This is a genomic window from Pseudomonas sp. NCCP-436 (assembly GCF_019656335.1).
Lineage (GTDB): Bacteria > Pseudomonadota > Gammaproteobacteria > Pseudomonadales > Pseudomonadaceae > Aquipseudomonas.
In genome coordinates, this window is the sequence record NZ_BPLZ01000015.1 from 54,402 (window position 1) to 77,667 (window position 23,266).

Genomic DNA, 23,266 nt, shown 5'->3' on the forward strand with positions numbered 1-23,266 from the left:
CTCTGCCAGCCCGGTCATCCTCGACCGAAAGGGCAAGCGCCACATCCTCCCCGGTCGCGCTCTCGAGGGCGTAGAAGCGGGGGCGTAGTCTGCCAGCGCCTCCCTGAAAAAAGTATGCACCCCTGCCCCTTCTGCGCCTGTTGCAGGCGGCGTGGAGCGGGTGTACTGGAGGCTCACCAGTTGCGGGAGAACCCCATGCGCCGCCCTTCGTTGCCGACTTCGCTCACCACCCTGGCCTGCGCCCTGCTCTGCCAGTTTGCCAGCGCCGAGCCGCAGCTGCAGGCCTGGCTGGATCAACGGCCAGTGCCGCTGCAATGGAATAACTCCGCGCCGCAGCGCTACAGCGTCGAGCTGGACCTGAGCGCCGGCCAGTTGCGTCTGCAGGCGCCCAATGCCAGCGGCAGCGCCCAGCCGCTGGCCTTGTACCAGCGTCAGGACTGGCACGCGGGCAGCTCACTCAGCCTGCAGATCGGCGAGCCCGGCCGCTATCGCCTGCTGTTTCAGGAAGACGCCCAGCCCCATCTGCGCCTGCTGCCGCTGCGCGAGCAGGCGCCGCGCAGCACCTGCCGCACCTGGCAGGGCGAGGCGCTGAGCGTCGCGGTCGGCCAGGTATTCGCCGATGGCGAGGTGCTGCGCGATGCCTACAGCGGCCAGTTGGCCACGGTGGAAAACGGCCGTATCGAGCTGACCCCGGCGGCGCATAGCGACGGCCTGCTCCTGCTCGAGCCAACCGAGCCGGCGCCAGCGCCCGCCCACGACTGGCGCAATGCCACGGTGTATTTCGCTATCACCGACCGCTTCGCCAATGGCGATACCGGCAACGACCGCAGCTACGGGCGCCAGCCCGACGGCGAGCAGGAGATCGGTACCTTCCATGGCGGCGACCTGCGCGGCCTGACCGGCAAGCTCGACTACCTGCAGCAGCTGGGGGTCAACGCACTGTGGATCAGCGCGCCCTTCGAGCAGATCCATGGCTGGGTCGGCGGCGGTGACAAGGGCGATTTCCGCCATTACGCCTACCACGGTTACTACGCCCTGGACTTCACCCGCCTGGACGCCAACATGGGGACGGAAGACGAGCTGCGCGAGCTGATCGCCCAGGCTCACGCCCGCGGCATCCGCGTGCTGTTCGACGTAGTGCTCAACCACCCCGGCTATTCGACCCTGGCCGACATGCAGGCGCTCGGCTTCGGCGCGCTGCGCGGCGGCATGCAGCAGTACCTGCCGCCGCGCTGGAGCGACTGGCAGCCGGAGAGCTTCGAGAACCTGCACGCCTACCACAACCTGATCGACTACCAGCACGACGCCTGGCGCCAGTGGTGGGGCAAGGACTGGGTACGCGCCGACATCGCCGACTATGACAGCCCGCCCAGCGTGCTGGTCGACCCGCGCCAAGGCTCGCTGGCCTTCCTCCCCGACTTCAAGACCGAGAGTCAGCAGCCGGTGTCCCTGCCGCCCTTCCTGCTGCGCAAGGCCGACACCCGCGCCGTGCCACGCGAGGGCTACCGGGTGCGCGACTATCTGGTGGAATGGCTGAGCTTCTGGGTGCGCGAATTCGGCGTCGACGGCTTTCGTGCCGATACCGTCAAGCACGTCGAACTGGAGAGCTGGGCGGCGCTGCGCCAGGCAGCCGACAAGGCGCGCGCCGAGTGGTCGGCGGCCAACCCCGATGATCCCATGAGCGGCAGCCCGTTCTGGATGGTCGGCGAGGTGTTCGGCCACGGCCCGCAGGCCAGCGTTTACCAGGACCACGGCTTCGACGCGCTGATCAACTTCGACTTCCAGGGCGAGCTGGCCGCCAGGGGCAGCGAGTGCCTGCGCCAGATCGAGGACGGCTACCGCGACTACGCCGAGCTGCTGGCCAACGACGCGCGGCACAACTTCATGAGCTACGCCTCGTCCCACGACACCTCGCTGTTCTTCGCCGACCAGGGCCATCAACTGGCGCGCCAGCGCGGCCTGGCCGGAGCCCTGCTGCTGGCACCCGGCGCGGTGCAGATCTACTACGGCGACGAAAGCGCGCGCCCGCTCGGGCCCACGGGTTCGGACCCGCACCAGGGCACGCGCTCGTCGATGAACTGGGACGCCCAGCAGCAGGCGCCCATCGCCGAACTGCTGGCGCACTGGCGCCTGCTCGGCCAGTTCCGCGCGCGCCACCCGGCCATCGGCGCCGGCCGCCACCAGCAGCTGTCCACCCAGCCCTACGCCTTCGCTCGCACCCTGGGCAAAGACCGGGTGGTGATAGTGCAAGGGCGATAAGCGCATATGCCAACGCCAACCCGTAGGGTGCGCTGTGCTCACCAACAGGAGTCGATATGACACCCGAACAACAACGCCGCCAAAGCCAACTGGCCTTCGCCGCCAGCCGCGCCGAACTGGAGGTGGGCTCGCTCGCCGGTTGCCCGCTGCCCCTCGAACACCTGCTGGCCACCCGTCCCGGCAGCCCCTGGGTACGTCGCCATTTCTCCGGTGGCCTGACCGCCGAGGTCTACCAGCTGGAGGCCGGCGGCCAGCTGTGGACGCTCAAGCGCGCGCGCAACCCGTGCAAGGTGCGCAACCCCGACGGCCAGACCTCCTTTCTCAACGAGGTGCAGCGCCGCGCAGAGCTGCAGGCCTTGAAACAGCAGCCGGCCTGGGGCGAGGCCCTGGCCGGCATCGTCGAGACGCGTTACGCCAGCTACCGCCAGGGCCTGCTGCTGTCGCCCTGGATCGCCGGCGAGGCGATCGGCGAATGGGACGAGCGGCGCCTGCTGCAGCTGTTCGATACGCTGCTGGCGCTGCTGCAGCTGGGCTTCTTCGAGTGGGACCTGTGCCCCGGCAACCTGCTCGACGACGGCCGCATCCGCCTGTTCGACTTCGGCTATATGTACCGCTTCGAGCCGCTGCACAGCTTCAACAGCAACGGCCAGCTGACCCCGCAGTGCCACGCCGCCGAACGCTTCGAAACGCGCTGCTACTACGCCCACCTGCTGCACCTGGAACGCGAGCGCGGACAGAGCGCCGCGCTGGCCGCGCTGGAACTGGAAAAGCGCATCGCCCTGGAGTGCTACCGGCGCCTGCGCAGCCATCTGGCTGGACGCGGCGCCAGCGCCACGGTACTGGCCTGGCTGCAACGCATCATCGACCAGTGGCAGGACGCGCTGGGCGGCGGCCTCGACGGCCTGTACCTGCGCGAGGCCTGGCGCTCGCACCTGAGCGATCTGGAGGACGACCTCGGCGGCCAGACCTGCACGCCGCTGACCCTGCAGCGCATCGCCTGGCTGCAACGCTGCCTGGACGAATGCGGCGCCCAGCTGCGGCGCCTGGAACTGCTCGAAGGCCGCACCCCGGACGCCTGGCGCGCCGAGCTGGAACAGGCGCTGCAGCAGGCGCATGAGTGGCAGGTTGGTGAATAGGCAGAGCTAGGCGGCCCCGCGCGCCCCCTACAAAGGCCTGCCGTGTTCTCAGGGTGCGCCGCGGAGCACCGCGGCCTCGGTGGCTCTTTCTGCATACCCCATCCAGCGGCGACAACTCGACCGGACCGGGAATAGGCGCCGGCCTGGCAGATCGGCGTTTATCCCTGGTGCGCACGGCGCACCCTAGGGCTCGCCGCACCATATCCGCAGACTTACATATCGGCGTATCGGCACCATCGTAGGGTGCGCCGTGCGCACCGAGCTTGCGCGGTCACTCGCCGAACGCCCTCTCATCCTCCGCCACCCCGCCCCAATCCGCCGGATACACGCCTTCGCGCAGCAGGCACCGATCGCTCAGGTCAGGTAGCGGGCGCACAGCGCCTGCTGCTCAGCCACCATGGCCGCCTGGCGCTCGCTGCTCTCGGTGATACCGACGATGCGCTGCATGTTGTCCTCGGCCACCGCGTGGATGTCGTGCATGCTGCGCGTCACGTCTTCGGCAGCCAGGCGCTGCTGGGCGGTGGCCTGGCTGATCTGCCGCGACATGCCGGCGATGGCGCCGACCTGCTCGTGGATCCGCTGCATCGCCTGATCGGCCTCGCCGACCTGGGCCAGGTTGGCCTGCATGTGCTGGCGGCTCAGCTCCAGCGACTGTACCGCCGCCTGGATGCCCTGCAGCAGACCGTCGATATGCGACTGGATCTCGCCGGTGGAGCTGGCCGTGCGCAAGGCCAGGCTGCGCACCTCGTCGGCGACCACGGCGAAGCCGCGGCCCTGCTCGCCGGCACGCGCCGCCTCGATGGCCGCGTTGAGGGCCAGCAGGTTGGTCTGCTCGGCGATGCTGCGGATCACCGCGAGGATCTGGCCGATGCGCTGCCCGCCGACCTCGACCTCGGCGATCTCGGCCACGCTGCCCTGCAGCTGCTGCGCCAGCGCCCGGGTGCTGCGGATGGTGCCGGCCATGATCTGGCTGCCGCTGTCGACGCAGGCGCCGACGCTGTCGACCCGCCGTGCGGTCTGCTCGGCATGCACCGCCACCTCGGCGAAGCTCGATTCCATCTGGGTCAGGCTGGCGGCCAGCGCACCGATGCTCGAGCGCTGCCGATCCAGGCCCTGGCGCGCCTCGGCGCAGGAATCGGCATTGCCACGGGCGATGGCGTCCTGCTGGTCGGCGGCGCGGCCCAGCTGCGCCAGGGCGTCGCGCAGGTTGCCGGCGACCCGATTGACGTCCGCCGCGACCCGGCCGAACTCGTCTGCCCGCTGGTAATCGCAGCGGCCGCGCAGATCGCCCTCGGCCAACCGGTTCAGCGCGCCGGACACCGCTCCCAGCGCCCGGCGCATGGTGCGGCTGAGCCAAACGCCCATGCTCAGGGCGATGCCGAGCGACAGCGCGGCCAGCCACAGCAGGCGATCGAAGCCGCGCCGATAGGTCAGGCGCGCCTGTTCAAGCTGCGCCCGGGCGTCGCGCTCGCTCGCCTCGATCAGTTGCCCGACCTGCTCGCCCACCTGCGCCTGCAACGCCTGCAGCTGGCGCTTGCGCTCCTGGTTAGCCTGCTTGTCGGCGAGCCAGCCGGCGTACTGCGCCAGCGCGCCCTGGCCGTCGAGCAGCAGGTTGCGCTTGATCTCGGCGAACTCGCCCCGATAGGTATGCACATAGTCGGTGCGACTGTCCTGGTGGGGCAGTAGGTCGTCCAGCACCCGCCCCAGCTTGTCATGCAGATTGGGCAAGCGTTCCCTGACCTTGGCCTCGGCCTGCTGCAGGCGCTGCGGCGAGGCGCTGCCGACCGCGTCGAAGACCAGTGCCTCGACCTGCTCCAGCGGAATGATGAACTGCTTGAGCGAGTAGGCGACGTAGTCGTCCTTGGTGACCGCCTGCACCCTGAGCAGGTCCTGCTTGAAGCGCGACAGTTGCAGCTGCAGGTTGCGCAGCGTCACCGCAGTGCGCTCGACCCGCGCCAGCACCTGGCGCTGCGCCTCCAGCAGTTCGCGGCTCTGCGCGTCCAGCTGCGGCAGCAACTGCCCCAGCCGCACCAGCTCGGCCTGTTCGGCGCCGTTCCCCAGGGTCCGCATGACGTCCAGGCGGGCGTCGACCCGTTCGGCATGCTGCCCATGCGCGGTGGCGAAGGCCTCGAGTTCCTCGGCGCGTTCGGCGCCGAGGGCATCGGACAGGTTCTGGGTCAGGCCCTGCAGGGCACTGAAGAAGCTCTGGCTGGCCTGCAGCCGCGCGGCGCTGTGGGCGATGCGTTCGCCCGAGCCCTGCAGCTCGCCGATGGCGCTCAGGCTGCTGCCGCCGAGCAGCACCAGCAGCAGGGCCAGCGCCGCGATCAGCAGGTACAGCCGCGGCAGGAAGCCGACCTTGAAGGCGGTCAGCCGGTTTACAAGAGGGGACAACATCGATCTCTCCTGTCGATAGAGACCGGGCCGCCGGGAACGGCGCGGCGGCCCGGCAGACTCAGAAGCCGCCGCTGGTGGTGGCCCCGGCCGTAACCGTCAGGCTATTGTTGCCTCCCGGCTGCCAGGTCTTGACCTGCGCCGGGTCGCTCTCGTTACGGATGATGCATTTCCACTCCAGCTGCTGGCCGGCCGGCAGGGCGATGCTGCCCTTCCAGGTCGGGTAGGCGCTGGTGTCGCTCAGGCGCACGGCGCCGGCCGCGCTCCAGTTGCCCAGCTGGGCCACGTTACCCACCGCATAGACGCTGTCGCCCCACTGGGTCACGCCGTTGTCGCAGCGGAAGTTGACGCTGACCAGCTCGCCCCGATCTTCATCGTCACCCTGGCCGCTGCGCCAGATACGGATCGCGCCGTTGTCGGCGTTGAGCGCCTCGGTGAAGTCGCCGCTGGCCACCTGGCCGGGCGAGTCCAGGTTGGAGTCCAGGGCGATCAGCAATTGCTGCTGGCTGCCACCGACCGTCGCCACCAGGCCGGAATAACCCGAATGGAACTGGATCGCCGAGGCGGCCTTGACCCCGGCGGCGCGGCGGATCTGGATCAGCTGGCGGATGAAGTCGCCATGGCCCCAGTCGTACATGTGCGGCCAGTACACCACCGGCGTGCCCGGGCTGCTGAGGATGTAGGCGTAGGCCTGCTTCAGCCGCGCGTCCGGCAACGGCCAGTGGTGCTGGCCGCCGTTGGGGCCGGGCGAGTAGCCGGTGTCGTGGTTGTCGACGAAGGTCACCGCCACCTCGCGCCAGCGCGCATCGGGATTGCCGTTCAGACCGTGGCGCCAGTCGGCGATGCCGCCGTTCTGCATGCGCTCCTTGAGGGCGAAGTCGAACACCGTGCACTTGGCCCGATCGGACCAGTCCTTGAGGATCTGCTGCCAGCTGGCGCCGTTGCGCCAGTCCCAGCTCGGGTACTCGCCCGGCGCCTTCCACAGCTCGCCGAGGCAGAAGCCGTTGTCGTGGGCATCGCTCATCCAGCTGGCGACCCGCTCGCCGGCGTAGCCGCGGACGAAGTCGAAGCGAAAGCCCCCGGCGCCATACTGGCTGCGCAGCCTGGCGAACTCGTCGCGGAACATCGCGTAGTTCTGCGGGTGGCCAGTATTGAGGTCGGCGTCGCCGCCCATGAAACGGTCGCCGTCGTCGCAGTCGTTGGCATGGTTGCCCGGGTCATTGCAGTCGTGGCGCCACAGCCCCTGGCCGGCCGGCAGGTTGATCTCCTTGTCCGGGTAGCCGCGGTTCATATGGTTGGGCACCACGTCGTAGATGGGTTTGACCCCGGCCGCATTGAGCGCGCCGGCGGCCTGTCTGAGCAGGCTGTCGCTGCCATAGCGGCCGTTCTTGTTGAAGTCGTGCCAGAAGTAGCCTTCGCCACCGCCCGAGGTGCCGTTGCCGGGGTCGCTCCAGCTGGAGAAGTCGCGCCAGGGCACCGGCATCCAGATCGCACTGAAGCCATCGGCGGCCAGGGTCGGCGCCATGCTGGCCAGGGTCGCGTACCAGTTGCTCGAGGTCCGCACGGTGTTCCAGTGAAAGCCCTGGAGGATGATCTCGTCGCCGCCGTGATAGCGCACGCCGCTGGCGGTCTTGCCCGGCGCGTCGGCCGCCCTGACCAGGTTGCCCCAGGGGTAGGCGAGCGGGGCCATGGCCAGCACCAGGCCGGCCAGTCGCAGGTATCGGTTCATCTTGAAGCTCCGTTCTTGTCATTGTTGTGAGCATCCGACTACGGGGGGCAGCCCCCGGATGGACTGATCGGAGCACCGCGCGGGCGACCCGATCACGGCAGCCTGCCGCGCCTGGCCGCGCCGCCAAACCTCCCCCGCGCACTTTCTGCAGGCGTAGGGCGCAGGCGGAGAAATTCCGCCTGCCAGCCATACCCCCGCCGCTTCGCTACGCCCTGCCGCTCCGCCTCGAAAAAAGCGCCCCGGGGAGGATGTGGTGGCGCCTTGCCTTGCCCGACTCTTGCCCGCAGCGCCACCGGGCCGACTGCCTGCCCTGTCGCGCCCAGTCAGTCCGACACCGAATCCAACAAGAAAGAAGGACCCACGATGAATACCAAGCAACCCGCCCAGCTGCTGCGTCCCAGCGCCCTGTTCGCCGCCATGCTGCTGGCCACCCCGGCCCTGGCACTGGACTTCCATGGCTACATGCGTTCCGGCATCGGTGCCACCGCCGGCGGCGGCGACCAGGCCTGCTTCCAGGCGGCCGGCGCACCGGCCAAGTACCGCCTCGGCAACGAATGCGAGACCTATGCCGAGATCGGTCTCGGCCATGAGGTATGGAAGGAAGGCGAGCAGAGCTTCTATATCGACAGCATGATCGCCTACAAGTCGGACCAGGCTAACGACTGGGAAGCCACCGACAGCGAAGGCGGAAGTGCCTTCAACAACGGCACCAGCTCGATCCGCCAGTTCAACGTGCAGGCCAAGAACTTCCTGCCGGCCCTGCCCGGCGCCACCCTGTGGGCCGGCAAGCGCTACTACAAGCGCAACGACGTGCACATCAACGATTACTACTACTGGGACGTCTCCGGCCCCGGCGCCGGTATCGAGGACATCGACCTGGGCTTCGCCAAGGCGCACGTGGCCTGGATGCGCAACAACGATGGCGACTACGTCTACGAAGGCACCGGCACCGGTACCAACGTGGCCAACGACACCCTCGACCTGCGCCTGACCGACATCGATTTCAACACCGACGGCAAGCTGGAGTTCGGCTACGACTACGGCAAGGCCAACCTCACCGAACAGCAGAAGGACGACCCCGGCTACACCAATCAGAAGGGGCATCTGGTCACCGTGCAGCACATCCAGGGCAACTGGTTCGGCGGCTTCAACAAGCTCGCCCTGCAGTACGGCACCGACGGCATCATCGGCAGCACCGGGCGCAACAGCACCGGCAACAGCGACGGCAAGATGTTCCGTCTGGTCAACCAGGGCGTGGTCGGCCTGACCGACGACATCGAGATGATGTACGTGCAGATCTACGAGGATAAGGACTTCGACAACGACTCCGGGCAGACCTGGACCTCGTTCGGCGTGCGCCCGGTGTACAAGTGGACCAACACCATGAGCACCGCGCTGGAGTTCGGCTACGACCATATCGACCCGCAGGCCAAGGGCGAGAAGTCCCGTGACCTGAAGAAAGTCACCCTGGCCCAGCAGTGGTCGGCCGGCCGCAGCTTCTGGGCACGTCCGCAGATCCGTGTGTTCGCCACCTACGCCATGTGGGACGGCGGCAAGTACAACGCCGCCAGCGAGTCCATCGACGCCGGCGACGACGACGGCCTCACCTTCGGCGTCCAGGCCGAGGCCTGGTGGTAAGCGGTCGGGCATCCGTTGCATCCGGATGCCTGGCAATACCCTAACGCTGCTCCTGTGGTCCTTGCCCCGGTTCTGCAATAGGCCGGGGCCTTTTACCAGGCGTGACATAAAAAGAGGAATAACCCATGCCACCGTTCAAGATCGCCAGCCTCGCGCTGCTCACCGTTCTGTTAACCGGCTGCGCCAGCGAGCCGCTACGCCGCATCGATGCCCTGAGCAGCAGTCCGGCCCCCTTGCAGACCTCCGCCAGTAGCGCCGAACAGGCCCTCGCCGCCGCCCCATCCTGCTGCGCCTCGCTGCGCGAGCTGCCCTACCAGCCGATCCCGGTGAACTTCAGCGGCGAGGTGCGCATCGACGCCAGCGCCCCGGCGTTCGCCTTCGACAGCGGCAAGAGTTTTTTCCGTGCCTTCCAGCTGCCGGCCGCCAGCAAGTCGTTCGAGATCCGCCTGTACAGCCAGGCCGGCGACACGGTGCTGGCGCCCAACGCCATGCTGCTCGACAGCCGGTTCCGCGTCACCCGCCTGCTCGGTGCCGAGGATTTCGTCTACGCCCCGGCTTCCGGCTTCAAGGGCGACAGCCTGGACGCGCGCCTGCGCGTCGACCGCCTGTACCCGGACAACCCCGGCAACGAACACTACCTGGTGCTCTACACCAGCGAGGCGCAGATGCGCGGCCAGACCGTCATCGAGCACCCGGCCAAGGCCTTCGCCCGCGCCCTCGGCAACGAGGCGCCGAACATTCCCGACCCGGTGGCCCAGCATGCGCCGGTGGGGGTGATCAAGATGGTGCTGATCGAGGACCAAGTGGCCGGCCAGCAGGCCAACAGCTACGTGCCGCCGTTCAGCATCGGCCGCGAGATGGGCAACCAGCTGCCCAGCGTACCGGCCCCGGCCGTGCTGCCGGAGACCCAGGCCTACTACCGCCAGGGCATCGACGCCGCCCTCGCCGGCAAAGATCTGGAGCGCGCCCTGCGCCTGGCCGACGAAGCGGGCCGGGTCGGCGACGACAGCGCCAAGGCCTACCTGCTCGAACGTATCCAGATCCGCTGAAACGATCTCCCCGGGGTGACCTGGCCGGCGCCACCGCCGCAGCCGTAGGAGCCCCGCCCCGGGGCGAAGCTGTGCTGGCTCCGGGTTGCCGTCCCGCGCATTCGCCGCGGGGCGCGGCTCCTACAGAGGCGGGCAGGCTTGACGACTGACCGCCCAACCAGAGGTCGATATGAGAACAACAATAAGGCTCGCGACACTGATTCTGCTGTGCACCACCCCCTGGCCAGCCCTGGCCTTCGAGAAGAACGTGCTGACCGTCTGGATCGGCCAGGACAAGGGCTTCAACGGCCTCGCCGAGATCGGCCAGCGCTTCACCGCCGACAGCGGCATGCCGGTCAGGGTCGCCACCCCGGACGACCTCGCCGTCCAGTACGACAAGTTCGCCGCCACCACCAAGGGCCCGGATATCGTCATCTTCGCCCATGATCGCTTCGGCTCGTGGATCAACAACGGCCTGCTCGAGCCGCTCCAGCCCAGCGCAGAGGCCCTGCAGCGCGCCCCCGGCTTCGCCTGGGAAGCGCTGACCGTGGGTACCCAGCGTTTCGGCTATCCCCTGGCCACCGAGGTGGTCAGCCTGCTCTACAACCGCGAGTTGGTTGCCAGCGCGCCGCGCAGCCTCGCCGAGGTCACCGCACTGGACCGGCGCCTGCGCACGCAGGGCAAGCGCGCCATCGCCTGGGACTACAAAAACCTGTACTTCTCCTGGCCGATCATCGCCGGTGCCGGCGGCTACAGCCTGCACAAGCAGAGCGGCATCTACGACCTGGCCGATGTCGGCGTCGCCACCCCTGGCGCCATCACCGGCATGCAAGCACTCAAGCAACTGCTCGACGACGGCGTGCTGGAACCCGGCGACGATTACGCCAGCGCCCTGGACGGCTTCAAGCAGGGCCGCATCGCCATGATCGTCAACGGCCCCTGGGTGTGGAACGAGCTGCGCGACGCCGGACTCGACTTCGCCATCGACTATGTACCGGGCATCGACGACGCGCGCCGGGGCAGGCCCTTCGTCGGCATCCTCGCCGCCGCGATCAACGCCAACAGCCCGCACAAGACGCAGGCACAGCGCTTTGTCGAGAACTACCTGAGCAGCGCCGAGGGCCTGCACAGCCTCAACGCCGACAAACCGCTGGGCGCGGTGGCCAACCACGAGGTCATGGCCGAGCTGCGCCACGACCCGCTGATCGAACACACCTACGAGTCCGCCGCCAGCGGCGAGATCATGCCGGACATCCCGGAGATGAAGCGCTTCTGGGCTCTGTTCAGCTCTCGTCTGGGCGCCATGTTAAAGGGCGAGAAGCCGATCGCCGCCACCCTGGAACAGATCGCCCAACGCCTGCGCGCCGCCGGCGAGGTGCAGGCCTGGCGCCGTCGCCACTACCCGACTGCCGACTCCACGGCGGGGCCGCTCTGAGCGGTCCCACTCTCCAATCCCCTCCAGGGACATTCGGGCGGCCTCGGCCGCCTTTTTTTGTCCGCTCGGCCGCCGATTCCTCGCCCCACGGCAGGCCCCCAGCAATAACCCGCACTTTCGTCAGTGAGAACGGAACCAAGCCTTGTCTGCTCGTAGCAAGGCTCCTCGCGGGAATCGGATTGGGCAGGACCGAGCGCCGCCGGCATGACGGATGCGTGAACGGCCACAAACATACGATTAATCGAATATTACGGCGTGGCAATCACACACGCGCTGCCGCCAGGTAGAGCAGCAACCTGGGTGATCCTATGCAGGTGCATAAGGCAGTGACGCCCTTACCCTTCATACGGAAATCCATATATTCACCAAACCATATCTAAACGAGACGTCAGGGATGGCCTACAAGACCCGCGTGCTGTTCGTCTGCACCGCCAACGCCGCCCGCTCGCAGATGGCCGAGGCCCTGCTGCGCCACACCGATTCGGACAAGTTCGAGGCGCACAGCGCCGGCAGCCAGCCGGGCGAGGTCGACCCGCTCGCCCTCGCCGCCCTGCAGCACCTCGGCGTGAACACCGAAGGGCTGCACAGCAAGGGCCTGGACGCCTTCCACTGGAACGACTTCGAGTACGTCATCAGCCTGCCAGGAATGCCAGCACCTCCCCTTCGAAGGTCAGCGCCTGGCCTGGCACTGCGAGGACCCGGTGACCAGCACCCAGCCCGAGGCATTCCGCCACTGCCTGCACGAGATCCACGAGCGGATCAAGATGTTCGTGCTGGTCAAGACCAAGCGCTGAGGTAGCCATGGCCGAACTGCTCACCCCCACCACCGTCTTCAAGTGCCTGGCCGACGACACCCGGGTGCGCCTGATGCTGCTGATCGCCCGCGAGGAGGAGCTGTGCGTCTGCGAACTGACCTGCGCCCTAGGCGAGAACCAGCCCAAGGTCTCGCGCCACCTGGCCCAGCTGCGCAGCGGCGGCCTGCTGGCCGACCGCCGCCAGGGCCAGTGGGTCTACTACCGCCTGCACCCGCACCTGCCGGACTGGGTGATCGCCGTGCTCGACGCCACGCTGGCGGCCAACAGCCACTGGCTGAACCCGGACAGCAAGCGCCTGGCCGCCATGGGCGAGCGCCCGCAACGCAGCGCCGCCTGCTGCTGAATTTCCCACCTGCTGAACGAGGCCAAGGCCATGAGCATCAAAGTCGGTATCAACGGATTCGGCCGCATCGGCCGCCTGGCCCTGCGCGCCGCCTGGGACTGGCCGGAACTCGAGTTCGTGCGGATCAACGACCCGGCCGGCGACGCCGCCACCCACGCCCACCTGCTCAACTTCGACTCGGTGCACGGCCGCTGGCGGCACGAGGCCGGCAGCGACGGCGACTGTGTGGTAGTCGGCGGCCAACGCATCGCCGTCACCGCGAACAAGGCCATCGCCAATACCGACTGGAGCGATTGCGATCTGGTGCTCGAAGCCAGCGGCAAGATGAAGAGCGTCGCCGTGCTGCAGGGCTATCTGGACCAGGGCGTGAAGCGCGTGGTGGTCTGCGCGCCGGTCAAGGAGCCCGGCGCGCTGAACGTGGTGATGGGGGTCAACCAGCAGCTGTTCGACCCGGCCGTGCACCGCATCGTCACCGCGGCGTCCTGCACCACCAACTGCCTGGCCCCGGTGGTCAAGGTGATCCACGAAAACCTGCGCATCCGCCACGGCTCGATCACCACCATCCACGACCTGACCAATACCCAGAGCATCCTCGATACGCCACACAAGGATCTGCGCCGGGCGCGGGCCAGCGGCATGAGCCTGATCCCCACCACCACCGGCTCGGCCACGGCGATCGCCGAGATCTTTCCCGAACTGCGCGGCAAGCTCGACGGCCACGCGGTGCGCGTGCCGCTGGCCAATGCCTCGCTGACCGACTGCGTGTTCGAGGTCGAGCGCGCGACCACGACCGAGGAGGTCAACGCCCTGCTCAAGGCCGCCGCCGCAGGCCCGCTGGCCGGCATTCTCGGTTACGAGGAGCGGCCGCTGGTGTCCATCGACTACCGCAGCGACCCGCGCTCGTCCATCGTCGATGCGCTGTCGACCCTGGTGGTGGGCGGCACCCAGGTGAAGATCTACGCCTGGTACGACAACGAATGGGGCTACGCCAACCGCGCCGTGGAGCTGGCGCGCATGGTCGGGCAGGCCAGCTGACTCTGCTCTTGTGGGAGGGGCTTTAGCCGCGACCGGAGCGCCACAAGTCGCGGCTAACGCGAAATGCCGCCCAGCCGCTCACACAGGCCATGTTCCTCAACGTTGCGCACAGCCTAGGCGGCCCCGCGACACCCTACTGGATAACCTTATGCACGCCCTCGCCCGGCTCACCCCCGAAGTGCGCCAGTACCTGCTGGTCACCGGCAACTACTGGGCCTTCACCCTCACCGACGGCGCGCTGCGCATGCTGGTGGTGCTGCACTTCCACAGCCTGGGCTATACGCCGCTGGCCATCGCCGCGTTGTTCCTGTTCTACGAGATCTTCGGCGTCGTCACCAACCTGCTGGGCGGCTGGCTCGGTGCACGCATCGGCCTGAACCGCACCATGAACCTGGGGCTGGCGCTGCAGGTGCTCGCCCTGCTGATGCTGACGGTGCCGGCGGCCATGCTCACGGTGCCCTGGGTAATGGGCGCGCAGGCACTGTCCGGAATCGCCAAGGATCTCAACAAGATGAGCGCCAAAAGCGCGATCAAGCTGCTGGTGCCGGACAGCCGGCAAGGCACGCTGTATCGCTGGGTGGCGCTGCTGACCGGCTCGAAGAACGCGCTCAAGGGCGTCGGCTTCTTCCTTGGCGGCGCCCTGCTCGGCTTCGCCGGCGCGGTGCTGGCCATGGCCCTGGCGCTCGGCGCCATCTGGCTGGCCAGCCTGGCGCTGCTGAAGCAGGACCTGGGCAGGGCCAAGGCCAAGCCCAAGTTCCGCAACCTGCTGTCCAAGAGCCGGGCGATCAATATCCTCTCGGCCGCCCGCCTGTTTCTGTTCGGCGCACGCGACCTGTGGTTCGTGGTGGCCCTGCCGGTGTACCTGGCCACTGTGTTCGGCTGGGACTTCTGGTGGGTCGGCGGCTTCCTCGCCGTCTGGATCATCGGCTATGGCATCGTCCAGATGCCTGGCCCCGGCGATCACCGGCAAGCGCAGCGGCCAGGTGCCGGACGGCCGCGCCGCCTGCGTCTGGGCCGCGCTGCTGGCCGGCCTGCCGGCGGCCATCGCCCTCGGCCTGGACAGCCCCCTGCCGGCACAGACGGTGCTGATCGGCGGCCTGCTGGCGTTCGGCGCGCTGTTCGCGGTCACTCCTCGCTGCACAGCTACCTGATCGTCAGCTACGCCCAAGAAGACGGCGTGTTGCTGGACGTAGGCTTCTATTACATGTCCAACGCGCTGGGCCGGCTGCTCGGCACCCTGCTCTCGGGCTGGGTGTTCCAGGGCTGGGGCCTGGCGGCCTGCCTGTGGCTGTCGAGCGCCTTCGTGCTGCTGGCGGCGCTGATCTCGCTGGGCCTGCCGCGCCATCGCGCCTAGCGGGTCAGGGCGCGCGCATACTCCGCGCCGCCTCGGCCAGATAGAACCAGGTCGGCGCATCCAGCTGCAGCTCGGCGCCGGCCAGGGCCTCCTCGATGCGCGACTCGCGCAGGCTGCCGAGGATCGGCAGCGGCCGCCCCGGCAGGCGGCGCAGCCAGGCCAGGGCGACCTGCATTGGCGTCGCCTGCAGCGCCGCGGCTACTTCCTCCAATTCCTGCTGCAGCGCCGGGGCGAAACGGCCTCCGGCCAGCGGCGACCAGGCCAGCACCTGCAGACCGTCGGCCTGCAGCGCCTGCAGACGACCGTCCCACACCGCCTGCTGGGCGGCGAGCGACAGCTCGATCTGGTTGCAGCGCAGCGGCAACTCGCGCCCCAGCACCTGCCAGTGCAGCGGCTCGGCGTTGGACAGGCCGATCCAGCCGACCTTGCCGGCCTCAACCAACGCCTGCAGCGCCCGCGCCACTTCCTCGACCTGCAGCAGCGGATCGGGACGATGCAGCAGGAAGCCGTGCAGCTGCTCGACGCCCAGGCGCTGCAGCGAGGCCTCCACCGCCCGGGTCAGGTAGCGGGCGCTGCTGTCGTAGTGCTTGACCCGCCAGCGCGAAACGTCCTGCGCCGCCGGCACTATGTCGGCCTTGCCGATCAGCTGCAGGTGCGCCCGCAGCTGCGGGCGCAGGCGCAGCGCCGCGCCGAAGCGCGCCTCGCACTCGCCCAGGCCGTAGATATCGGCGTGGTCGAAGCCGTTGAGGCCACGCTCGATGCAACGCTCGATAAAGCCGAGCAGCGCCTGCGGCGTGGCCAGTTCGGCACACTCGAGCAGGCGCATCATGCCCAGCAGCAGCGGCTGCTGGAGCGCGAATGTGGTCATAAGGGGATTCCAGGGAATCGGTGGTGCGCTCGGCGCACCCCAGGAAATAGTGGCGGAGCGGGTGCGCCGTGCGCACCAACCGGGTCGGTGGCGGCGCGTGACGATTGACCGTGGCCCGATCTAGCCAGCGCCGCCGCCCTATCAATTCAGCAACTGCAACGCCTCGGCACTGCACTGCTGGATGCGCGACCAATCGCCCTGCTCGACCCACTCACGCTGGAACATCCAGGTGCCGCCGACGCACATCACGTTGGGCTGGGCCATATAGCGCTGCAGGTTGTCCGGCGTGATGCCGCCGGTGGGGCAGAAACGCACGCCGCCGAACGGCCCGGCCAGCGCCTTGAGCGCGGCGACGCCGCCGCACACCTCGGCCGGGAACAGCTTGAAGCGGCGATAGCCGAGGGCGTAGCCGACCATCAGTTCGGAGGCGCTGCTCACCCCCGGCAGCAGCGGCACCGGGCTGTCCAGGGCGGCCAACAGCAATTCGCGGGTGCTGCCCGGGGTGACGATGAACTGCGCGCCGGCATCGATGGCGGCGGCCAGCATCTGCTCGTCGAGCACGGTGCCGGCGCCGACGCACAGCTCCGGGCGCTCGGCGCGCAGGCGGCGAATCGCCTCCAGGCCGTGCTCGGAGCGCAGGGTCACCTCCAGCACGCGCAGGCCACCGGCGGCCAGGGCGTCGGCCAGCGGCAGGATATCCGCCTCGCGGGCGATGGTGATCACCGGCATGATCCGCGCCTGAGCGCAGATGCGGTCGATCTCGGCGATGTGTTCGGCCATGCGCGCGCGCTGGCCTTCGTTGGGGCTGGTCATGTCAGGGGCACCAATAGATTTCGAGAGGGGAATGCAGGAAGGCGCGGATCGGCATGCTCGCCACCTCGCCGGGCGCCAGCGCCTCGGCCAGGGTGGCCAGCTTGGCCTGGCCCTGGATCGCCAGCAGCGGCAGGCGCGCGCCGGCCAGCAGCGGCAGGGTCAGGGTCAGGCGCTGCGCCGGCTGGCTCGGCGCCTGCATCGGCAGCACCCGGCGCGGGCAGTCGGCGCGCAGCGCCTGGTCGAGATTGGGACTGTCCGGGAACAGCGAGGCGGTGTGGCCGTCGTCGCCCATGCCGAGCACCAGCACGTCGATCGGCGGCAATTCGGCAAAGGCCGCATCGGCCAGCTCCGCCGCCTGCTCCAGGCTGCCGGCAACCCGGTACAGGCCGAGGAACTTCGCCTCGGAGGCCGCGCCACGCAGCAGATGACGACGCACCAGCGCCTCGTTGCTGCTGGCGTGGTTGACCGGCACCCAGCGCTCGTCGGCCAGGCTCACCAGCACCTGCGCCCAGGGCAGCGCCTGCTGCGCCAGGGCCTCGAAGAAGGCCACCGGGCTGCGCCCGCCGGACACCACCAGGGTGGCGCTGCCGCGGCTGTCGATGGCCTGGCGCAGCGCCTCGGCCACGCGCAGGGCCAGGGCGTCGGCCAGTTGCTCGGCCGCGGCGTGGCTGCGGGCGCTGACGCCCGGCGGTAGGTCGAGATCAGAGATCGCCATACCAGCTCCTCCCGTCGCGAGTGATCAACGCCACCGAGGCCATCGGCCCCCAGCTGCCGGCGGTATAGGGTTTCGGCGCCTCGCCGAGCTGCTTCCAGCCGGCGATCAGTTGGTCGCACCACTGCCAGGCGTACTCGATCTCGTCCTTGCGCACGAACAGGTTCTGGTTGCCGCGCATCACCTCCAGCAGCAGCCGCTCGTAGGCATCGGGGATGCGCGCGCTGCGGTAGGTGTCGGAGAAGCTCAGTTGCAGCGGACCGCTGCGCAGCTGCATGCCCTTATCCAGACCCTGATCCTTGGTCAGCACCTGCAGGGCGATGCCCTCGTCCGGCTGCAGGCGGATGATCAGCTTGTTGCCGATCAGCTGGCGCTGCTCAGGGGCGAAGATGTAGTGCGGCGGCGCCTTGAAGTGGATGACGATCTGCGACAGCTTCTGGGGCATGCGCTTGCCGGTGCGCAGATAGAAGGGCACGCCGGCCCAGCGCCAGTTGCGGATGTCGGCACGCAGGGCGACGAAGGTTTCGGTGTCGCTCTGGGTGTTGGAATTCTCTTCCTCCAGATAGCCCGGTACCGGCCGTCCATCGCTGCTGCCAGCGACGTACTGGCCACGCACCACGCGCTGGCCGAGCTGCTCGACGCTGATCGGCTCCAGCGCCTTGAGCACCTTGACCTTCTCATCGCGAATGCTGTCGGCGGACAGGTCGCTGGGCGGGTCCATGGCGATCAGGCAAAGCAGCTGCAGCAGGTGGTTCTGGATCATGTCGCGCAGTTGCCCGGCCTGATCGAAGTAGCCCCAGCGCCCCTCGATACCGACCTTCTCGGCCACGGTGATTTCCACGTGGGAGATGTGGTTCTGGTTCCACTGGGTTTCGAACAGGCTGTTGGCAAAGCGCAGGGCGATCAGGTTCTGCACCGTCTCCTTGCCCAGGTAATGGTCGATGCGATAGACGCGGTTCTCCGGGAACACCCGCGCCACCGCGTCGTTGACCGCACGCGAGGATGCCAGGTCGTGGCCGATCGGTTTCTCCAGCACCACCCGCGTGCCCTCGGCCAGCCCGGCGGCGGCCAGGTTGGCGCAGATGCCGCCATACACCGATGCCGGGGTGGCGAAGTAGGCGACCAGCTGGTCCTGTGCGCCGGCCAGCTCGGCCAGGGCCAGGTAGTCCTCGGCCTGAAGAAAATCCATGGTCAGGTAGTGCAGGCGCGCCTGGAAACGCGCCAGCGCGCCCTCCTCCAGCTCCTTGGCCGGCACGTACAGGCGCAGGGCCTGCTCGATGGCGGTCAGATGGCGCTGTGGCTCGCCGGCTTCGCGGGCCAAGGCGAGGATGCGGGAGTCGTCGTGCAGTAAACCGGCGCGATCGAGCTGGTAAAGCGCGGGAAACAGCTTGCGCAGAGCCAGATCGCCGAGGGCGCCGAACAGGGCAAAGGTACAGGATTCGAGCTTTATCGCGGCCATGATGTTTGTTCTTCTATCAAGATGCGCTAGAAATACCGGGTAACAGCGGTTAAATCAAGAACAAATGTTGTAATAACAACAACATTTTTCCAAAACCTACGCAGAGGTGGTGACGAGCGGGTGTCACCAGTAGGATAGGCCAGCCTTCTTTACCGCCAATCTGAGGACTTCCCATGGACCGCGTGCGCAATCTGCTGGAACAGATCCAGAGCCGCCTCGACGACCTGAACAAGGCCGAGCGCAAGGTCGCCGAGGTGATCCTGCACGATCCGCAGCAGGCCACCCGCTTCAGCATCGCCGCGCTGGCCCAGGCCGCCGCCGTCAGTGAGCCGACGGTCAACCGTTTCTGCCGCTCGTTCGGCGCCAACGGCTACCCCGAGCTGAAGATGCAGCTGGCGCAGAGCCTGGCCAGCGGCGCTGCCTACGTCAGCCGCGCGGTGGCCGCCGACGACGGCCCCGAGGCCTACACGCGGAAGATCTTCGGCAGCACCATCGCCTCGCTAGATACCGCCTGCCAGAGCCTCGATGCGCAGCTGGTCAGCCGCGCCGTCGACCTGTTGATCCAGGCGCGGCAGATCCACTTCTTCGGCCTCGGCGCCTCGGCCTCGGTGGCGCTGGACGCGCAGCACAAGTTCTTCCGCTTCAACCTGGCGGTGTCGGCGCATTCCGACGTGCTGATGCAGCGCATGATCGCCTCGGTGGCGCACACCGGCGATCTGTTCGTGATCATTTCCTACACCGGGCGCACCCGCGAACTGGTGGAGGTGGCACGCCTGGCGCGGGAGAACGGCGCCTCGGTGCTCGGCCTGACCGCCGCCGGCTCGCCGCTGGCCAAGGCCAGCACCCTGAGCCTGGACATTCCGCTGCCGGAGGACACCGACATCTACATGCCGATGACCTCGCGCATCATTCAGCTCACCGTGCTCGACGTGCTCGCCACCGGGGTGACCCTGCGCCGCGGCGTGGATTTCCAGCCACACCTGCGCAAGATCAAGGAAAGCCTGACCGCCAGCCGCTACCCGGCGGACGAGGAGCCGATCTAGGGCGATCATCCGCCTTTCGGCGGCAGGCACGCCCCAGCGACCATCAATCCTTCAGCAACAGCGACCGCCCTTCCATTTCCGCCGGCAGCGCCAACCCCATCAAGTCCAGCAGGGTCGGCGCGATGTCGCACAGCCGGCCATCCCCGAGGGCGAACTGCCCGGCCCGTCCGCTGACCAGGATCAGCGGCACCGGATTGAGGGTATGCGCGGTATGCGCCTGACCCGACTCGGCGTCGCACATCTGCTCGACGTTGCCGTGATCGGCGGTGATCAGGCACTCGCCACCGGCTGCCAGAGTCGCCTCGACCACCTCGCCCAGGCAGGCGTCCAGCGCCTCCACGGCGCGCACCGCCGCATCGAAGCTACCGGTATGGCCGACCATGTCGCCGTTGGCGTAGTTGCATACGATCAGATCGAAGCGCCGATCCCGGATCGCCTCGACCAGACGCGCGGTCAACTCGGGCGCGCTCATCTGCGGCCGCAGGTCGTAGGAGGCGACGTCCGGCGACGGGATCAGGATGCGCTCCTCACCGGCGAATGGCTGCTCGCGCCCGCCGTTGAAGAAGAAGGTGACGTGGGCGTATTTCTCCGTCTCGGCGATGCGCAGCTGGGTCTTGCCGAGCCCGGCCAGGTATTCGCCCAGACTGTTACGCAGGCTTTGCGGCGGGAAGGCGCAGGGCCCGTCCAGCTGCTGCGAATAGCGGGTCAGGGTCAGCAGCCGGCGCTTGTCGACCAGGCGCGCGCGGGCGAAGCCGTCGAAGGCCGGATCGACCAGCGCCTGGCACAGCTGCCGCGCCCGGTCGGGCCGGAAATTCATGAAGATCAGCGCATCCTCCTCCGCCAGCGCGACCGCCTCGCCGATGCCGGTAGCCTGGACGAACTCGTCCGACTCACCGCGGCCATAGGCCTGCTGCAGCCCGGCCTCGGCCGTGGCCGCCCGGAACTCGCCGCGCCCCTCGACGATCAGACGGTGGGCCGCCGCGATCCGCTCCCAGCGATTGTCGCGATCCATCGCGTAGTAACGACCGATCAACGAGGCGATGCGCCCCTTGCCCAGCGCATCCAGCTCGGCCTGCAGACGCGCGATGAAGGGCCCGGCGCTCTGCGGCGGGGTGTCGCGGCCATCGAGAAAGGCATGCACGTAGAAGCGCTCGATGCCGCGCTCGGCCAGCACCCGGCAAGCGGCGATGATCTGCTCGGTGTGGCTGTGCACCCCGCCCGGCGACAGCAGGCCGAGCAGGTGCACCGCACCACCGCGGCGCCGCGCGCCGTCGAGCAGCTCGACCAGCGCCGGATTGGCGGCGAACTCGCCATCGGCGATGGCCCGGTTGATCCGCGTGAGGCTCTGGTACACCACGCGCCCGGCGCCGAGGTTCATATGGCCGACCTCGGAATTGCCCATCTGCCCCTCGGGCAGACCGACCGCCAGGCCCGAGGTGGCGATGCGGCCGTGCGGATAGTGAGCGAACAGTGCGTCCAGGGTCGGCGTACGCGCCGCGGCCAGGGCATTGCCCTCGACCTCCCGGCGCAGGCCGATGCCGTCGAGAATGATCAGGGTTCGGGTGGTCATCGGTGCCTCTCAGAAGATGTAATCGGTGGTCAGGAAGCTCGATTCGCGGTTGCGGATGATCTCGCTGACCAGCGCCTTGTTGCCGTCCTGGAACTTGGTCGCCACCAGGGTACGGATGGAGAACACGCGCAGCGCGTCGTGCACCGACAGGGTGCCTTCGGCCGAGTTCTTGCGACCGTTGAACGGGAAGCTGTCCGGGCCGCGCTGGCACTGGGCATTGATATTGATCCGGCCGACCTGGTTGGCGAAGGCATCGACCAGCCGGCCGACCTGGGCCGAGTCGCTGCCGAAGATGCTCAGCTGCTGGCCGTAGTCGGAGTCGAGCACGTAGTCGATCACCGTCTGCAGGTCGCGGTAGGGCACCACCGGCACCAGCGGGCCGAACTGCTCCTCCTGATAGATGCGCATGGCCGGACTCACCGGGTAGAGCACGGCCGGGTAGAAGAACGACTGGCGCGACTCGCCGCCGTCGGCATTGACCACCCGCGCACCCTTGGCCACGGCATCGGCCAGCAGGGTCTGCAGGTACTCGCATTTGCCCGGCTCGGGCAGCGGCGTCAGGGCGACTCCGGGTTCCCAGGGCATGCCCGGCTTGAGCGCGGCCAGCCCGGCGCTGAACTTGTCGAGAAAGCTGTCGACCACATCCTCATGCACGAAGAGGATCTTCAACGCCGTGCAGCGCTGCCCATTGAACGACAGCGCCCCGGTCAGCGCCTCGCTCACGGCGTTATCCAGGTCGACCTCGGGCAGCACGATGCCCGGATTCTTCGCGTCCAGGCCCAGCGCCGCGCGCAGGCGGTGCGGGCGCGGGTGCAGCTTCTTCAGGTCGCTGGCGCCCTTGTGCGTACCGATGAAGGCGAACACGTCGACCTTGCCGCTGGCCATCAGCGCGCTGACGGTCTCGCGGCCGCTGCCGTAGATGACGTTGATCACCCCGGCCGGGAAGCTGTCGCGGAACGCCTCGAGCAGCGGGCGGATCAGCAGCACGCCGAACTTGGCCGGCTTGAACACCACGGTGTTGCCCATGATCAGTGCCGGGATCAGGGTGGTGAAGGTCTCGTTCAGCGGGTAGTTGTAGGGCCCCATGCACAGGGTCACGCCCAGCGGCACCCGGCGGATCTGGCCGAGCGTGTCCTGCTCCAGCTCGAAGCGGCTGGAGCGACGGTCCAGCGCCTTGAGCGCCTCGATGGTGTCGACGATGTAGTCGCAGGTGCGGTCGAACTCCTTCTGCGAGTCCTTGAGGTTCTTGCCAATTTCCCACATCAGCAGCTTGACCACCGCCTCGCGCTGCTCGCGCATGCGCGCCAGGAACGCCTCGACGTGCTGGATGCGCTCGGCCACGCGCAGGTTGGGCCAGGCACCCTGACCGTTGGCGTAGGCACGCACCGCGGCGTCCAGGGCGGCCAGCGCCGCCTCGGCGTCGAGCCGCGGCGTGCTGCCGAGGATCACCTGCTCGTCGCCCTGTGCGGTGGCCAGGAACACCGGGCTGCGCACCGGTGCCAGCGACCCCTCCCAGGTGCGCAGCTGGCCATCGACCAGGTAGTCGCGCTGCTCGATGGGCGCGCCGGGGCGGTATTGCTCGGGAATCTCGGCCAGGGCCGGAAACAGGCGATCGAGACGGTTGGCAGCGCTCATGGC

17 protein-coding genes and 2 pseudogenes are annotated in these 23,266 nt (G+C 68.3%); 10 read left to right on the top strand and 9 right to left on the bottom strand.

Going from position 1 to position 23,266, the window contains the following annotated elements; genetic code table 11:
* Positions 1-195: 195 nt before the first annotated feature.
* Positions 196-2,259 (top strand): alpha-amylase, encoded by a 2,064-nt coding sequence (locus NCCP436_RS14735; protein ID WP_179591948.1) that lies wholly within the window; start codon positions 196-198, stop codon positions 2,257-2,259.
* Between the two features lie 56 nt (positions 2,260-2,315).
* The gene (locus NCCP436_RS14740) at positions 2,316-3,395 is read left to right on the top strand and encodes a hypothetical protein (protein ID WP_220804736.1); all 1,080 of its coding nucleotides are present in this window, start codon (positions 2,316-2,318) and stop codon (positions 3,393-3,395) included.
* Positions 3,396-3,749: 354 nt separating this feature from the next.
* Here NCCP436_RS14740 and NCCP436_RS17895 read toward each other — a convergent pair whose 3' ends face one another.
* The 3 genes and pseudogenes from NCCP436_RS17895 to NCCP436_RS14750 form a co-directional block, all read right to left on the bottom strand.
* Complete coding sequence (locus NCCP436_RS17895; RefSeq protein WP_375709500.1) at positions 3,750-4,454, bottom strand: methyl-accepting chemotaxis protein; 705 nt, start codon at positions 4,452-4,454, stop codon at positions 3,750-3,752.
* Positions 4,455-4,604: 150 nt separating this feature from the next.
* Positions 4,605-5,789: pseudogene (locus NCCP436_RS17900) on the bottom strand (HAMP domain-containing protein); the annotation flags it as partial.
* A 58-nt stretch (positions 5,790-5,847) separates the two neighbouring features.
* Positions 5,848-7,515, bottom strand: a complete 1,668-nt coding sequence (locus tag NCCP436_RS14750; RefSeq protein WP_220804738.1) for a glucan 1,4-alpha-maltotetraohydrolase domain-containing protein — start codon at positions 7,513-7,515, stop codon at positions 5,848-5,850.
* A gap of 363 nt (positions 7,516-7,878) precedes the next feature.
* On the opposite strand from NCCP436_RS14750, the gene NCCP436_RS14755 reads away from it, so the two are divergent.
* The 7 genes and pseudogenes from NCCP436_RS14755 to arsJ all read left to right on the top strand — a co-directional run bounded on the left by NCCP436_RS14755 (position 7,879) and on the right by arsJ (position 15,163).
* Positions 7,879-9,153 carry a maltoporin gene (locus NCCP436_RS14755; protein WP_220804739.1) on the top strand — a complete coding sequence of 425 codons (1,275 nt, stop codon included), beginning with the start codon at positions 7,879-7,881 and terminating at the stop codon, positions 9,151-9,153.
* Between the two features lie 125 nt (positions 9,154-9,278).
* Positions 9,279-10,202 (top strand): MalM family protein, encoded by a 924-nt coding sequence (locus NCCP436_RS14760; RefSeq protein WP_220804740.1) that lies wholly within the window; start codon positions 9,279-9,281, stop codon positions 10,200-10,202.
* Between the two features lie 169 nt (positions 10,203-10,371).
* Positions 10,372-11,616: a maltose/maltodextrin ABC transporter substrate-binding protein MalE gene (malE, locus tag NCCP436_RS14765; protein ID WP_220804741.1), complete on the top strand. Its 1,245-nt coding sequence runs from the start codon at positions 10,372-10,374 to the stop codon at positions 11,614-11,616.
* Positions 11,617-12,010: 394 nt separating this feature from the next.
* Positions 12,011-12,410: pseudogene (locus tag NCCP436_RS14770) on the top strand (arsenate reductase ArsC).
* Positions 12,411-12,417: 7 nt separating this feature from the next.
* The gene (locus tag NCCP436_RS14775; RefSeq protein ID WP_125881647.1) at positions 12,418-12,774 is read left to right on the top strand and encodes a metalloregulator ArsR/SmtB family transcription factor; all 357 of its coding nucleotides are present in this window, start codon (positions 12,418-12,420) and stop codon (positions 12,772-12,774) included.
* Between the two features lie 30 nt (positions 12,775-12,804).
* A complete protein-coding gene (locus NCCP436_RS14780) occupies positions 12,805-13,809 on the top strand; it encodes an ArsJ-associated glyceraldehyde-3-phosphate dehydrogenase (RefSeq protein ID WP_220804742.1) in 1,005 nt (334 codons plus the stop codon).
* A gap of 148 nt (positions 13,810-13,957) precedes the next feature.
* Positions 13,958-15,163 (top strand): organoarsenical effux MFS transporter ArsJ, encoded by a 1,206-nt coding sequence (arsJ, locus tag NCCP436_RS14785; RefSeq protein WP_259651505.1) that lies wholly within the window; start codon positions 13,958-13,960, stop codon positions 15,161-15,163.
* A 4-nt stretch (positions 15,164-15,167) separates the two neighbouring features.
* Here arsJ and NCCP436_RS14790 read toward each other — a convergent pair whose 3' ends face one another.
* The 4 genes from NCCP436_RS14790 to zwf all read right to left on the bottom strand — a co-directional run bounded on the left by NCCP436_RS14790 (position 15,168) and on the right by zwf (position 19,015).
* Positions 15,168-16,031, bottom strand: a complete 864-nt coding sequence (locus NCCP436_RS14790) for an aldo/keto reductase (protein ID WP_220804743.1) — start codon at positions 16,029-16,031, stop codon at positions 15,168-15,170.
* 141 nt (positions 16,032-16,172) lie between these two features.
* Entirely contained in the window at positions 16,173-16,844 is a 672-nt protein-coding gene (locus NCCP436_RS14795) for a bifunctional 4-hydroxy-2-oxoglutarate aldolase/2-dehydro-3-deoxy-phosphogluconate aldolase (protein ID WP_259651506.1), read from the bottom strand.
* Between the two features lies 1 nt (position 16,845).
* Positions 16,846-17,559: a 6-phosphogluconolactonase gene (gene pgl / locus NCCP436_RS14800; RefSeq protein WP_220804744.1), complete on the bottom strand. Its 714-nt coding sequence runs from the start codon at positions 17,557-17,559 to the stop codon at positions 16,846-16,848.
* Positions 17,546-19,015, bottom strand: a complete 1,470-nt coding sequence (zwf, locus tag NCCP436_RS14805; RefSeq protein ID WP_220804745.1) for a glucose-6-phosphate dehydrogenase — start codon at positions 19,013-19,015, stop codon at positions 17,546-17,548. Before zwf ends, pgl begins: the two co-directional genes overlap by 14 nt.
* 182 nt (positions 19,016-19,197) lie before the next feature.
* On the opposite strand from zwf, the gene NCCP436_RS14810 reads away from it, so the two are divergent.
* Positions 19,198-20,058, top strand: a complete 861-nt coding sequence (locus NCCP436_RS14810; protein WP_220804754.1) for a MurR/RpiR family transcriptional regulator — start codon at positions 19,198-19,200, stop codon at positions 20,056-20,058.
* A 43-nt stretch (positions 20,059-20,101) separates the two neighbouring features.
* Here NCCP436_RS14810 and gpmI read toward each other — a convergent pair whose 3' ends face one another.
* Positions 20,102-21,628, bottom strand: a complete 1,527-nt coding sequence (gene gpmI / locus NCCP436_RS14815; protein WP_220804746.1) for a 2,3-bisphosphoglycerate-independent phosphoglycerate mutase — start codon at positions 21,626-21,628, stop codon at positions 20,102-20,104.
* A gap of 9 nt (positions 21,629-21,637) precedes the next feature.
* Positions 21,638-23,263 carry an NADP-dependent glyceraldehyde-3-phosphate dehydrogenase gene (locus NCCP436_RS14820; RefSeq protein ID WP_220804747.1) on the bottom strand — a complete coding sequence of 542 codons (1,626 nt, stop codon included), beginning with the start codon at positions 23,261-23,263 and terminating at the stop codon, positions 21,638-21,640.
* Between the last annotated feature and the right edge of the window lie 3 nt (positions 23,264-23,266).

Bases quoted from the DNA above. Each gene is read 5' to 3' on its own strand.
- NCCP436_RS14790 (WP_220804743.1), bottom strand. From the start codon at position 16,031: ATGACCACATTCGCGCTCCAGCAGCCGCTGCTGCTGGGCATGATGCGC.
- NCCP436_RS17895 (WP_375709500.1), bottom strand. From the start codon at position 4,454: ATGGAATCGAGCTTCGCCGAGGTGGCGGTGCATGCCGAGCAGACCGCA.
- NCCP436_RS14780 (WP_220804742.1), top strand. From the start codon at position 12,805: ATGAGCATCAAAGTCGGTATCAACGGATTCGGCCGCATCGGCCGCCTG.
- pgl (WP_220804744.1), bottom strand. From the start codon at position 17,559: ATGGCGATCTCTGATCTCGACCTACCGCCGGGCGTCAGCGCCCGCAGC.
- NCCP436_RS14735 (WP_179591948.1), top strand. From the start codon at position 196: ATGCGCCGCCCTTCGTTGCCGACTTCGCTCACCACCCTGGCCTGCGCC.
- arsJ (WP_259651505.1), top strand. From the start codon at position 13,958: ATGCACGCCCTCGCCCGGCTCACCCCCGAAGTGCGCCAGTACCTGCTG.
- NCCP436_RS14775 (WP_125881647.1), top strand. From the start codon at position 12,418: ATGGCCGAACTGCTCACCCCCACCACCGTCTTCAAGTGCCTGGCCGAC.
- NCCP436_RS14755 (WP_220804739.1), top strand. From the start codon at position 7,879: ATGAATACCAAGCAACCCGCCCAGCTGCTGCGTCCCAGCGCCCTGTTC.
- gpmI (WP_220804746.1), bottom strand. From the start codon at position 21,628: ATGACCACCCGAACCCTGATCATTCTCGACGGCATCGGCCTGCGCCGG.
- malE (WP_220804741.1), top strand. From the start codon at position 10,372: ATGAGAACAACAATAAGGCTCGCGACACTGATTCTGCTGTGCACCACC.
- NCCP436_RS14760 (WP_220804740.1), top strand. From the start codon at position 9,279: ATGCCACCGTTCAAGATCGCCAGCCTCGCGCTGCTCACCGTTCTGTTA.
- NCCP436_RS14795 (WP_259651506.1), bottom strand. From the start codon at position 16,844: ATGACCAGCCCCAACGAAGGCCAGCGCGCGCGCATGGCCGAACACATC.
- NCCP436_RS14820 (WP_220804747.1), bottom strand. From the start codon at position 23,263: ATGAGCGCTGCCAACCGTCTCGATCGCCTGTTTCCGGCCCTGGCCGAG.
- zwf (WP_220804745.1), bottom strand. From the start codon at position 19,015: ATGGCCGCGATAAAGCTCGAATCCTGTACCTTTGCCCTGTTCGGCGCC.
- NCCP436_RS14740 (WP_220804736.1), top strand. From the start codon at position 2,316: ATGACACCCGAACAACAACGCCGCCAAAGCCAACTGGCCTTCGCCGCC.
- NCCP436_RS14750 (WP_220804738.1), bottom strand. From the start codon at position 7,515: ATGAACCGATACCTGCGACTGGCCGGCCTGGTGCTGGCCATGGCCCCG.